Here is a 13491-nt window from a genome sequence, read left to right as displayed (position 1 = left end):
GCCGGAACCGCCGCCCTGGAGCGAGGCTCACGTCGGGTGACGGGCCGGCCGCACTGTCGGTGGCGTCGGGCAGGATGGGTGGGATGAGCGAAGTGAGTCTTGCGGACGACGGCAGCCCCGGCCCGCCCGGGACGCTGCCCGAGTACGCCGAGCGGGTCCTGGAGGTCGCCGAGGGGATCCCCGCGGGCCGGGTCATGACATACGGGGACGTCGCGGAGTGGCTGGAGGAGGGAGGGCCCCGCCAGGTGGGCCGCGTCATGGCGCTCTACGGCGGCGCGGTCCCCTGGTGGCGGGTCGTCCGCGCGGACGGCGTCCTGCTGCCTGGGCACGAACTGAGAGCGCTCGCCCACTACCGCTCCGAGGGCACGCCGCTGCGCCAGGCGGGCAGGACGGCCGAGGGCCACCTGCCCCGGCTCGACATGCGGCGGGCCCGCTGGGACGGCGACGGCGGCGAACGTGCGCAGGGTCACACCTGACAGCTTCCGCCATCCGGCCCGCCGATGGGGAGCCCGGGACCCGTACGAGCGAATCCCGGCACGCCCGCGCAATGCCGTACGTTCGTGCATCGAGGGACACACGCGACGGCGGCGCCCGCCGTGGGCGGCCGCGAGGCCGGCCCGGCCCGCGGGAAGCGGGGGAAGTCCTGCTTCCGGCAGGGGCGCGGGCGTAGCGTCGGCCGAGCGTGCCCCCCTCACCCCGAGGCCACCGCCCGCCGCGGCCGCAGGACCTCCCCCGCGGCCACGGCGCTCCGCGTCGGCCGCGACCCAACCCAGCACACCCACCAGGACCGGCGAACCACGTGAGCTCCTCTTCCTCCACCAGGCACCTGTCGCACCCCGAGGTGCGGCAGGGGGACCGTGGCGCTTACCGACTGGTGCGTACCCCGCCGGCCCGGCCTGATCCCCCTCGACTGGACGCCGCCCAGCGTGCCGTGGTTGACCACCGGGCCGGTCCGCTGCTCGTCCTCGCGGGTCCGGGCACCGGCAAGACCACGACCCTGGTCGAGTCCGTCGCCGCACGGATCGCCCGGGGGCAGGACCCCGAGCGGATCCTGGTGCTGACCTTCAGCCGCAAGGCCGCCACGGAACTGCGCGACCGCATGGCACAGCGGGTCGGAGCGGCCCGTGCGCCCCGGGCGACCACCTTCCACTCCTTCTGCTACGCCCTCGTCCGCGCCCACCAGGACACCGGTCTGTTCGTGGAGCCGCTGCGGCTGCTGTCCGGACCCGAGCAGGACGTGACCGTCCGCGACCTCCTGGCCGGCCAGGTCGACCTGGAACGACTGGGTCTGGCCCATGTGCGCTGGCCCGACGAACTGCGCGCCTGCCTGACCACCCGCGGCTTCGCCGACGAGGTCCGCGCCGTCCTCGCCCGCAGCCGGGAACTGGGCCTGGGCCCCGACGCGCTCGCGGCGTTCGCGCGCCGCATCGGCCGCCCCGACTGGCAGGCCGCCGCCGCCTTCCTCGCCGAGTACCTCGACGTCCTCGACCTCCAGGGCGTCCTCGACTACGCCGAACTCGTGCACCGCGCGGTGCTCCTCGCCGGCCGCCCCGATGTCGCCGAGCGGCTCGCCGCGCAGTACGACGTCGTCTGCGTGGACGAGTACCAGGACACCGATGCGGCGCAGGTGCGGCTGCTGCGCGCGATGGCGGGAGGCGGCAGGACCCTGCTCGCCTTCGGCGACCCCGACCAGTCGATCTACGCGTTCCGGGGCGCGGACGTCAACGGCATCCTCGACTTCCCGCAGACCTTCCCCCGCGCGGACGGCCGCCCCGCCCCCGTCGCCGTACTGCGCACCTCCCGCCGCTCCGGCGGCGCGCTGCTGGCCGCCACCCGCCTGCTCACCCGGCGCATGCCCCTCACCCGGCTCCCGGCCGACAAGGTCCGCGCCCACCGGGAGCTGATCCCGGTGACGGACGGCGGGCGCGTCGAGGTCCACACGTACCCGACGGCGGGCACCGAGGTGGACAACATCGCCGACATCCTGCGCCGTGCCCACCTGGAGGACGGCGTCCCCTGGGGCGAGATGGCCGTGCTGGTACGCGCGGGCGCCCGCACCATACCGACCCTGCGCCGCGCGTTGACGGCCGCCGGTGTGCCGCTGGACGTCGACGGCGACGACCTGCCGCTGCGCCACGAACCGGCGGTCACGCCGCTGCTGACCGCACTGCGCGCGGTGGCGACGGCCGAAGCGGCCCCGCGCGCCGTGACGGCGCCCGCCGCGACCTCGGCGCCCGCCGAACAGTCCGTAGAACAGGGCGCCGGACAGCCCGCCGAGCCGCCCGCCGACGACGGGCAGGCCGCCGCCCCGGTGGCTGCCGCGCGGCCCGACCGCACCGAGGCGCGGGAGGCCCCGCGGACGGCCGCCGCCGAGACCGCCGCGCAGGGCGCACCCTGCTGGCTGGACACCGAAACCGCCCTGGCCCTCCTCGCCTCACCCCTCGCCGGTATGGACACCGCCGACCTGCGCCGCCTCGGCCGGGCGCTGCGCGAGGAGGAGCGCGCCGCGGGCAACCCCCTGCCCCCGTCCTCGAACGACCTGCTCGCACGGGCACTGGCCGAACCCGAACGCCTGGTGACCCACGACCCCGCGTACGCGCGCGGTGCCCAGCGTCTCGGCGCGCTGCTCAGGAAGGCCAGGGAGCGCCTGGCGGGCGGCGGTAGCGCCGAGGAGGCGCTGTGGGACCTGTGGGAGGGCACTCCCTGGCCCGCGCGCCTGGAGCGTGCCGCCCGGCGCGGCGGCGCCGCCGGCCGCAACGCCGACCGGGACCTGGACGCCGTGTGCGCGCTGTTCGCGACCGCCGCGCGCGCCGAGGAGCGCACCGGCGGCCGGGGCGCGCTGAACTTCCTGGAGGAGGTCGAAGCCCAGGACATCGCAGCAGACACCCTCACACGGCGTGCCGTCCGCCCGGACGCGGTGCGCCTGATGACGGCGCACCGCTCCAAGGGCCTCCAGTGGCGCCTCGTCGTCGTCGCGGGCGTCCAGGAAGGGCTGTGGCCGGACCTGCGGCGCCGCGGCTCCCTGCTGGAGGCGGACCGCATCGGGCGCGACGGCCTCGCCGAGCCGCTCACCCCCGGCGCCCTGCTGGCCGAGGAGCGCCGGCTCTTCTACGTGGCCGCCACGCGCGCGCGTGAACGCCTGGTCGTGACCGCGGTGAAGGCGCCCGCGGACGACGGCGACCAGCCCTCACGCTTCCTGACCGAACTCGGCGTCGAACCCAAGGACGTCACCGGCCGCCCCCGCCGCCCGCTGTCCGTCGCGGCCCTGGTCGCCGAGCTGCGCGCCACGACCGTGGACCCGCGCGTGTCCGACGCCCTGCGCGAGGCCGCCGCCCGCCGCCTGGCCCGGCTCGCCGCCCTCGCCGACGAGGAGGGCCGCCCGCTCGTCCCCTCGGCGCACCCCTACCGGTGGTGGGGCATGGCCGAACCGACCGAGAGCAAGGTTCCGCTGCGCGACCGCGACCAGCCGGTCGTGCTCTCCGGCAGCGCCCTCGACCAGCTCGCCCACACCTGCGCCCTGCAGTGGTTCCTGGGCCGCGAGGTGAAGGCGGACGCCCCGGCGAGCGTCGCCCAGGGCTTCGGCAACGTGGTGCACGTCCTCGCCGACGAGGTCGCCTCCGGCCGGACGCCCGCCGACCTCGCCGTCCTCATGGAGCGTCTGGAGACCGTCTGGAACGCCCTGGCCTTCGACGCGCCCTGGAAGTCGCAGCAGGAGCGGGAGAACGCGCGCGTTGCGCTCGAACGCTTTCTGAAATGGCACGTCCTGGACCGCGCCGGCCGGACACCGGTGGCCAGCGAGCACGATTTCGACGTGACGTTGAGCGCGGGCGGCCACCAGGTGCGCATCCGCGGCTCCATGGACCGGGTGGAGACCGACGGCGAGGGCCGTGCCTACGTCGTCGACTTCAAGACCGGCAGACAGGCACCCACCGGCGCCGAGGTGGCCCGCCACCCCCAGCTCGCCGTCTACCAGCTCGCCGTCCGCGAGGGTGCCGTCGACGACGCCTTCGACGGCAACCGACCCGAGCCGGGCGGCGCCGAACTGGTCCAGCTGCGGCAGGGCGCGGCCAAGCGGGACGGCGGGGAGACGCTGCCGAAGGTGCAGGCCCAGGAGCCGCTGGAGGGGGAGTGGGTCGGTGACCTGCTGGCCACCGCCGCCGGGAAGGTCCTCGACGAGCGGTTCACCCCGACCGCGGGGCAGCACTGCACCCACTGCGCGTTCCGCGCCTCCTGCAGCGCACGGCCGGAAGGCCGCCAGGTCGTCGAGTGACCCGGACCGGCCCGCCCTGGTGGCGAGCGAGCACGGTGGCCCACGTGACGTACGGCACCAGCCGGGCTGACCTGCGCTTCTCCGGTTCCGGCAGGTGAACCGGGCACCGGTTGTCAGTGCCCGCCGCTAGCCTCTTCGACGTGCCCGCCCGTATCAGCGATCCCGAACAGCTCAAGGAACTGCTCGGGATCCCCTTCACCCCGGAGCAGACGGCCTGCATCACTGCGCCGCCCGCCCCGCAGGTGATCGTGGCCGGAGCCGGGTCGGGGAAGACGACCGTGATGGCGGCCCGCGTGGTCTGGCTGGTGGGCACCGGACAGGTCGCCCCCGAGCAGGTCCTCGGCCTGACCTTCACCAACAAGGCAGCCGGTGAACTGGCCGAGCGGGTCCGTACGGCGCTGGTCCGGGCCGGCGTCACCGACCCCGACGCCATCGACCCGGACCATCCGCCCGGCGAGCCGGTGATCTCCACCTACCACGCCTTCGCCGGCCGTCTCCTGACCGACCACGGCCTGCGCATCGGCCTGGAGCCCACCACCCGCCTGCTCGCCGACGCCACCCGCTACCAGCTCGCCGCACGCGTCCTGCGCGAGGCCCCCGGCCCGTACCCGGCACTGACCCGTTCCTTCCCGGACCTGGTCAGCGACCTCCTCGCCCTCGACGCCGAGCTGGCCGAACACCTGGTGCGGCCCGAGGACCTGCGCGCGTGGGACGCCGGACTGCTGGACACCCTCCAGGGCGCCAAGCTCACCAACGCCGACCTGCGCAAGATCCCCGAGACGGCAGCCGCCCGCCGGGACCTGGCGGAGCTGGTGCTGCGCTACCGGGCCGCCAAACGCGAGCGCGACCTGCTGGACTTCGGCGACCAGATCGCCCTCGCCGCGCGGCTCGCCCGCCTCCCGGAGGTCGGCCGGGTGCTGCGCGACGAGTTCCGGGTGGTCCTCCTGGACGAGTACCAGGACACCTCGGTCGCCCAGCGCCTCCTGCTGGCGGGCCTGTTCGGCGACGGCACGGGCCACCCCGTCACCGCCGTCGGCGACCCCTGCCAGGCGATCTACGGCTGGCGAGGGGCCTCCGTCGCCAACCTCGACGACTTCCCCGAGCACTTCCCGCACGCCGACGGCCGTCCCGCCACCCGGCAGGCCCTCAGCGAGAACCGGCGCAGCGGCGGTCGGCTCCTCGACCTCGCCAACGGCCTCGCCGAGCCCCTGCGGGCCATGCACGCGGGCGTGGAAGCCCTCCGCCCGGCCCCCGGCGCCGAACGCGACGGACTGGTGCGCTGCGCGCTGCTGCGCACCCACGCCGAGGAGATCGAGTGGCTCGCCGGCTCGATCGCCCACCTGGTGCGGACCGGCAAGGCACCCGGTGAGATCGCGGTCCTGTGCCGTACGGCGACCGACTTCGCCGAGATCCAGGGTGCCCTGGTCGCCCGTGACGTCCCGGTCGAGGTGGTCGGCCTGTCCGGGCTGCTCCACCTGCCCGAGGTCGCCGACCTCGTCGCCGTGTGCGAGGTCCTGCAGGACCCGGGGGCCAACGCCTCCCTGGTGCGCCTGCTGACCGGCCCGCGGTGGCGGATCGGCCCCCGCGACCTGGCACTCCTCGGACGCCGGGCGCGGCTGCTCGTCGCCCACGCGCGCGCGGACGGCGACGACGACCCGGACCGGCGGCTCGCCGAGGCGGTCGAAGGTGTCGACCCGGCCGAGGTGGTCTCCCTGGCCGACGCCCTCGACACGTTCCTGGAGACGCCCCTGGACGGCCGGGGCGACGACGGGCTGCCGTTCTCGCCGGACGCGCGCGTGCGCTTCGCGCGGCTCGCCGCCGAGCTGCGCGACCTGCGCCGCTCCCTGTCCGACCCGCTGATGGACGTCCTGCACCGGGTGCTGGCCGTCACCGGCCTGGAGGTGGAACTGTCGGCGTCCCCGCACGCCCTGGCAGCCCGCCGCCGCGAGACCCTGTCGAACTTCCTGGACGTCGCCGCCTCCTTCGCCGCCCACGAGAGCGAGGCGTCCCTGCTGGCCTTCCTGGCCTTCCTGCGCACCGCCGCCCAGTACGAGAAGGGCCTCGACAACGCACTGCCCGGCGGCGAGAACACGGTCAAGGTGCTCACCGCGCACCGCTCCAAGGGCCTGGAGTGGGACGTCGTCGCCGTCCCCGGACTGGTCACCGGCGCCTTCCCGAGCGGGCAGGGCCGGGAGAAGTGGACCAGCCAGGGCAAGGTCCTCCCGCACGCCCTGCGCGGCGACGCCGACACCCTGCCCGACGTCGGCAGCTGGGACGCACGCGGCATGAAGGCCTTCCACGAGGCCATGAAGGACCACCAGCACACCGAGGAACTGCGCCTCGGCTACGTGACCTTCACCCGCCCGCGCTCCCTGCTGCTCGGCTCCGGCCACTGGTGGGGACCGAGCCAGAAGAAGCCTCGCGGCCCCTCCGACTTCCTGCTGGCGCTGCACGACCACTGCGCGGCCGGGTACGGCGAGACCGAGGTCTGGGCGGAGCAACCCGGGGAGGACGAGGAGAACCCGGTCCTGCACCGGGCCGAGGCCGACCAGGTCTGGCCCCTGCCGCTGGACGAGACGGCCCTGGCCCGCCGCCGCGCCGCCGCCGCGACGGTCCTGGCCCACCTCGACGGCCTCGCCGCCCGCGCGGACGCCCACGGCCTCCGGCCGGCCGCGCACGCGCCGGACTCCCACGACGACCCGGACTGGCCCCCGCCCCCGGAGGACGACGCACCGCCCTTCGACGACGCACCGCCCTTCGACGACGCACCGCCCTTCGACGACGGCGTCCCCGCCGAGGACGATCCCGGTGACTGGGACTCCTGGAGCACGGACCGCCCCGCCCCCGCGATCCCGCACCAGGCGGCCTCCGGCGAGGGGCGTACCCCCGGAGCCCGCCAGGCACCCGCTGCGGAACACGACCCGGAAGCCCTCCCGGAACACGGACGGGAACGCGCCCCGGCACACGAAGCGGAACCCGCCCTGGAGCACGGACCGCAACGCGCCCCGGAGCCCGGACCCGTGCACCTCACTCCGGAGGAGGCCCGCACCGTCGCCTCCTGGGACCGCGACCTCGACGCGCTCACCGGAGAGCTTCGCCGTGCCCGGCGGAGTGTCGTCGACGTCCCCCTGCCGACGACCCTGACCGCGTCCCAGCTGATGCGGCTGGCGGCCGATCCGGACGGCTTCGCACGGGAACTCGCGCGTCCCATGCCGCTCCCCCCGCAACCGGCCGCACGCCGCGGCACCCGTTTCCACGCCTGGGTCGAGACCCGCTTCGAAGCGCTCACCCTGCCCCTGCTGGAGCCCGAGGAGCTGCCCGGCTCCGACGCCGAGATCCTCGACGAGCAGGACCTCGAAGCCCTCAAGGCAGCCTTCGAACGCACCCCGTACGCCCGCCGCACCCCCCACCGCGTCGAGGCGCCCTTCCAGCTGGAGATCGCCGGCCGCGTCGTCCGCGGCCGGATCGACGCCGTCTACAAGGAGGGCGACGGCCGGGACGTGACGTACGAGATCGTCGACTGGAAGACGCACCGCTCCCGCACGGCGGACCCGCTCCAGCTCGCCGTGTACCGGCTGGCCTGGGCCGAACGGCACGGGCTGCCCCTGGAGCGGGTCGCGGCAGCGTTCGTGTACGTACGCACCGGAGAGGTCGTACGCCCGGACCCGCTGCCGGACCGGGCCGCGCTGGAACGGCTGCTGCTGGGCGAACCCCGGCCCGGCGCGCAGGAGGGACCCCCGCCCCCGCCGCGGCCCGCTCCGCGGTGTGACGAACCGCCCGAACCGGATGCCACCGCGGGCCGATAGGCTCGGGAGCATGAGCCAGACCCCGGACAGCGCCGTCCGCACGTACATCGAGCAGCACCGCGCGGCCTTCCTCGACGACCTCGCCGAGTGGCTGCGCATCCCTTCCGTGTCGGCCCAGCCCGACCACGCGCCCGACGTACGGCGCAGCGCCGACTGGCTCGCCGCCAAGCTCGAGGAGACCGGTTTCCCCACCGCCGAGGTCTGGCAGACCCCGGGCGCCCCGGCCGTCTACGCCGAGTGGCCCTCGGACGACCCCGACGCCCCGACCGTCCTGGTCTACGGCCACCACGACGTGCAGCCCGCCGCCCGCGAGGACGGCTGGGACACCGAGCCCTTCGAGCCGGTCGTCCGGGACAACCGGCTCCACGCGCGCGGGGCGGCCGACGACAAGGGACAGGTGTTCTTCCACACACTCGGTGTCCGCGCCCACCTGGCCGCCACCGGGCGCACCACCCCGGCCGTCCACCTCAAGCTGCTGATCGAGGGCGAGGAGGAGTCCGGCTCCCCGCACTTCCGCGCGCTGGTCGAAAGCCGTGCCGACCGGCTCGCCGCCGACGCGGTGATCGTCTCCGACACGGGCATGTGGTCGGAGGACACGCCCACGGTGTGCACCGGCATGCGCGGACTCGCCGAGTGCGAGATCCGGCTGTACGGCCCGGACCAGGACATCCACTCCGGCTCCTTCGGCGGTGCCGTGCCCAACCCGGCGACCGCCGCCGCCCGCCTCGTCGCCGCGCTGCACGACGAACACGCGCGCGTGGCCGTCCCCGGCTTCTACGACGGCGTCGTGGAGCTGACCGACCGCGAACGCGCCCTCTTCGCCGAACTGCCCTTCGACGAGGCGCAGTGGCTGCGCACCGCCAAGTCGTACGCCACCCGGGGAGAGGCCGGGCACACCACCCTGGAGCGCATCTGGGCCCGCCCCACCGCCGAGGTCAACGGCATCGGAGGCGGTTACCAGGGCCCCGGCAGCAAGACGATCATCCCGTCCACGGCCATGGTGAAGCTGTCGTTCCGTCTGGTCGCGGGCCAGGACCCCGACCACGTCGAGAAGGCCGTCCGCGCCTGGATCGACGAACAGGTGCCCGACGGGATCCGGCACGAGACGGTGTTCGGCGCGGCCACCCGTCCGTGCCTGACCCCGCTGGACCACCCGGCGCTGCAGTCCGTGGTCCGTGCCATGAGCAGGGCCTTCCAGACCCCCGTCCGCTTCACCCGTGAGGGCGGCTCCGGGCCGGCCGCCGACCTCCAGGAGGTGCTGGGCGCTCCCGTGCTCTTCCTGGGCATCTCCGTCCCCTCCGACGGCTGGCACGCTCCGAACGAGAAGGTCGAGCTGGACCTGCTGCTCAAGGGCGTCGAGACCAGCGCGTACCTGTGGGGCGATCTCGCCGGGCACTGGCGCGATGCACCCTGACCCACCGCCGCCCGGGACGCCGCCGCACGCGGGGCACACTGGAGGGGCCGCCCCGCGCCCCTGACGTCCCGCCGCACCCGGCCCCCTCCTGCCCTACGTCCCGCTGAACCGCCGCCGAATCAACCGTTGCACCGGGGGAGTTGGAAGCACCCGTGACCACCTGGACCGACCACACCGCAGACCGCCCCGTCTCGCTCACCGCGCCCAGCGGCATCGACCGGGCCGCCCACCACCGGCTCGACGAGGCCTGGCTCGCCGCGGCATGGAGCCACCCCACCACCCGCTGCTTCGTGGTCTCCGGCGGCCAGGCACTCATCGACGAGACACCCGACGGCCGCACCGAACTCGTCATGACCCCGTCCTTCGAAGCCCCCCTCACCGAGGCACACCGCTACTTCCTCGGCACCGACGACGAGGGCGTCAGCTACTTCGCGCTGCAGAAGGACACGCTGCCCGGCCGGATGGACCAGTCCGCGCGCCCGGCGGGACTGCGCGAGGCCGGCCTCCTGCTCTCGCCCCGCGACGCAGGTCTGATGGTGCACGCGGTGGCCCTGGAGAACTGGCAGCGGCTGCACCGCTTCTGCTCCCGCTGCGGAGAGCGCACCGTGATCGCCGCGGCCGGCCACATCCGCCGCTGCCCGGCCTGCGGCGCCGAGCACTACCCGCGCACCGACCCCGCGGTGATCATGGCGGTCACCGACGACGAGGACCGCATCCTCCTGGGCCGCCAGGTGCACTGGCCGGAGGGCCGCTTCTCCACGCTCGCCGGTTTCGTCGAGCCGGGGGAGTCCATCGAGCAGTCGGTGCGCCGCGAGGTCCACGAGGAGGTCGGCATCGCCGTCGGCGAGGTGGAGTACGTCGCCAGCCAGCCCTGGCCGTTCCCCTCCAGCCTCATGCTCGGCTTCATGGCGCACGCCACCTCCACCGACATCGACGTCGACGGCGACGAGATCCACGAGGCCCGCTGGTTCTCCCGCGAGGAGCTGCACGCGGCGTTCGAGTCCGGCGACGTCCTGCCGCCCTACGGCATCTCCATCGCGGCCCGGCTCATCGAACTCTGGTACGGCAAGCCGCTGCCGACGAGGACCTTCGTCTGAGCCGGACCCAGGCCCAGGTCCCGGCTGCGCCGGGCCCGCGCTGAGCGCGGCACTCCGGCAGGAGAGAACGCCGAGCCCCACGGCCGCGGCCCCGCAGGCGCAAGAAGGCGGCCCCCGAGTGATCCGGTGATCACGGGGGCCGCCTTCCGCGCGTGCCGAGCACGGTTCCCGCACGGGGGCAGGGGCCGGACTCAGACGCCGATCTTCTGCTTGACCTGCGCCAGCGACGGGTTCGTCAGCGTCGACCCGTCCTCGAACAGCACGGTCGGCACCGTCTGGTTGCCGCCGTTCGCCTTCTCGACGAAGGCCGCCGACTCCGGGTCCTGCTCGATGTTGATCTCGTTGTACGCGATGCCTTCGCGGTCCATCTGGCTCTTGAGCCGGCGGCAGTAGCCGCACCACGTGGTGCTGTACATCGTCACAGTGCCCGGCATGTCTCTCGCGCTCCTTCAGCGGGTCGGGGACGTAGTGGTCGCAGTCGATGAACGTACGTCACCGCCCCCGGCATTCCCACCGGGGGTATGGGCGCCCGGGGGAGGCGGGTGAGTCCCGTCGCATTAGTACGACCGCGAGGGGTCGCCTGTGGACAACCAGCTCACCCGTCTCCCGCGACCTGGCAGCATGGCTGTGTGACAGCAGCAACGCACTCCACCCTCTTCCCGCAGGTACCGGACTCTGCCGACGCGGTGCTCGAAGGGCTCGACCCCGAGCAGCGCGAGGTCGCCACCGCGCTGCACGGCCCGGTGTGCGTGCTGGCGGGAGCGGGGACGGGAAAGACCCGTGCGATCACCCACCGGATCGCCTACGGCGTGCGCGCCGGGATCCTCCAGCCCTCCAGCGTGCTCGCCGTCACGTTCACCAACCGCGCCGCGGGCGAGATGCGCGGCCGGCTGCGCCAGCTCGGTGCCCAGGGCGTCCAGGCCCGCACCTTCCACTCCGCCGCCCTGCGTCAGCTCCAGTACTTCTGGCCGAAAGCGGTCGGTGGCAGCATGCCCCGGCTCGTGGAACGCAAGATCCAGCTCGTGGCGGACGCGGCCGCGGCCTGCCGCATCCGGCTGGACCGCGGCGAGCTGCGGGACGTCACCGCGGAGATCGAGTGGGCCAAGGTCACCCAGACCGTCCCGGCCGACTACGCCCTCGCAGCAGCGAAGGCCGGTCGCGAAACCCCCCGTGACCCGGCCGAGGTCGCCCAGCTGTATTCGCTCTACGAGGACCTCAAGCGGGACCGCTCGGTCATCGACTTCGAGGACGTCCTGCTGCTGACCGTCGCCATCCTCCAGGACCGTCGCGACGTCGCCGAACAGGTCCGCGCCCAGTACCAGCACTTCGTGGTGGACGAGTACCAGGACGTCAGCCCCCTGCAGCAGCGCCTGCTGGAACTGTGGCTGGGGGAGCGGGACAGCGTCTGCGTCGTCGGCGACGCCAGCCAGACCATTTATTCGTTCACAGGAGCAACCCCCGACCACCTCCTCGACTTCCGCGTCCGGCACCCGCAAGCCACCGTCGTCAAACTGGTCCGCGACTACCGCTCCACTCCCCAGGTCGTCCGTCTCGCCAACGGGCTGCTCGCCCAGGCACGCGGCCGCGCCGCCGACCACCGGCTGGAACTGGTCTCGCAGCGCCCCGCGGGCCCGGAGCCGGACTACACCGAGTACGCGGACGAGCCCGCCGAGGCCGAGGGCGCGGCCCGCCGCATCCACGACCTCATCGCCTCCGGGGTCCCGGCGAGCGAGATCGCGGTCCTGTTCCGGACGAACGCCCAGTCCGAGATCTACGAGCAGGCCCTGGCGGACGCCGGGGTGCCCTACCAGCTGCGCGGCGCCGAGCGCTTCTTCGACCGGCCCGAGGTCCGCAGGGCGAGCGTCGCCCTGCGGGCCGCCGCCCGCTTCGGAGGCAACGACTCCCTCCTCGACGAGGCCGTCGACCTGCCCTCCCAGGTGCGTGCCGTGCTGTCGGGCGAGGGCTGGAGTGCCCAGCCCCCGGCCGGCTCGGGTGCCGTCAGGGAGCGGTGGGAGTCGCTGGCCGCGCTGGTGAACCTCGCGCGGGACTTCGCCACCGCCCGGACGGGCGCCACCCTCGCCGACCTCGTGGCCGAACTCGACGAACGGGCGAACGCCCAGCACGCCCCCACCGTCCAGGGAGTCACCCTGGCCTCCCTGCACTCGGCCAAGGGCCTGGAGTGGGACGTCGTCTTCCTCGTCGGCGTCGGCGAGGGCATGATCCCGATCACCTACGCCAGGACGGACGAACAGATCGAGGAGGAGCGCCGCCTGCTCTACGTCGGCGTCACCCGCGCCCGCGAGCGGCTGCACCTGTCCTGGTCCCTGACCCGCACGCCGGGCGGCCGGCCCAGCCGCCGCCCCAGCCGCTTCCTCGACGGACTGCGCCCCGGCTCGGCCGCCGCGTCCGGCCAGGGCGGCCGGGGCGCGGCCGGAGGGATCGAACGCGGGACCGCGGCGGCCGCGGGAGCGGCGGCCCGGGGGCCGCAGGCCGCTCCCCGGCGGATGCAGCGGGTTCCGGCCCGGTGCCGGGTCTGCGGCCGCACCCTCACCGACGCCGGCGAGATGAAGCTGATGCGCTGCGACGACTGCCCCTCCGACATGGACGAGGGCCTGTACGAGCGGCTGCGCGAGTGGCGGGAGGAGCAGGCGCGGCTCAGCGGGCAGCCCGCCTTCTGCGTCTTCACCGACAGAACCCTGATGGCGATCGCCGAGGCCGCGCCCGACGACGCCCGCGAGCTGGCGCGCATCCCCGGTGTGGGGACACGTAAGCTGCGCCGTCACGGAGCCGATGTTCTCGCCATCTGCACAGGTCAGGAGCGTACGGGCGAAGTGACCGACGACTGATGCGAACTCGTCGGAAAAATAGTTTGCGCATGCCCGGGGAATCCCCATAGGTTCTTGG

General features: G+C 74.4%; 7 protein-coding genes. 6 read left to right on the top strand and 1 reads right to left on the bottom strand.

All coding sequences use genetic code 11. The annotated features are described in order from the left end of the window. Positions 1-83: 83 nt before the first annotated feature. From IG64_RS04270 to nudC, 5 genes are all read left to right on the top strand, one after another. Positions 84-476 carry an MGMT family protein gene (locus IG64_RS04270; RefSeq protein ID WP_037852037.1) on the top strand — a complete coding sequence of 131 codons (393 nt, stop codon included), beginning with the start codon at positions 84-86 and terminating at the stop codon, positions 474-476. 323 nt (positions 477-799) lie between these two features. Beyond that, positions 800-4270, top strand: coding sequence for an ATP-dependent helicase (locus IG64_RS04265; RefSeq protein WP_078883775.1), 3471 nt, complete (start codon positions 800-802; stop codon positions 4268-4270). A 140-nt stretch (positions 4271-4410) separates the two neighbouring features. Further along, entirely contained in the window at positions 4411-8076 is a 3666-nt protein-coding gene (locus IG64_RS04260) for a UvrD-helicase domain-containing protein (RefSeq protein WP_037852236.1), read from the top strand. A 10-nt stretch (positions 8077-8086) separates the two neighbouring features. Further along, a complete protein-coding gene (locus tag IG64_RS04255) occupies positions 8087-9490 on the top strand; it encodes a dipeptidase (RefSeq protein ID WP_037852031.1) in 1404 nt (467 codons plus the stop codon). A gap of 152 nt (positions 9491-9642) precedes the next feature. Then, a complete protein-coding gene (gene nudC, locus IG64_RS04250; protein ID WP_037852028.1) occupies positions 9643-10587 on the top strand; it encodes an NAD(+) diphosphatase in 945 nt (314 codons plus the stop codon). A gap of 191 nt (positions 10588-10778) precedes the next feature. On the opposite strand, the gene IG64_RS04245 is transcribed toward nudC, so the two are convergent. Beyond that, on the bottom strand, positions 10779-11021 hold the full coding sequence (locus IG64_RS04245) for a mycoredoxin (RefSeq protein WP_037852025.1): 243 nt from the start codon (positions 11019-11021) through the stop codon (positions 10779-10781). Positions 11022-11108: 87 nt separating this feature from the next. Between IG64_RS04245 and IG64_RS04240 the strand changes: the two genes are divergently transcribed. Next, positions 11109-13433 carry an ATP-dependent DNA helicase UvrD2 gene (locus IG64_RS04240; RefSeq protein ID WP_037852023.1) on the top strand — a complete coding sequence of 775 codons (2325 nt, stop codon included), beginning with the start codon at positions 11109-11111 and terminating at the stop codon, positions 13431-13433. The last annotated feature ends 58 nt before the right edge of the window (positions 13434-13491 follow it).

Source organism: Streptomyces sp. NRRL S-340 (assembly GCF_000720185.1).
In the GTDB taxonomy this organism is placed as follows: Bacteria; Actinomycetota; Actinomycetes; order Streptomycetales; family Streptomycetaceae; genus Streptomyces.
The sequence above is the reverse complement of the archived record's forward strand: the minus strand, read 5'-3'. Positions and strand labels throughout refer to the sequence as shown.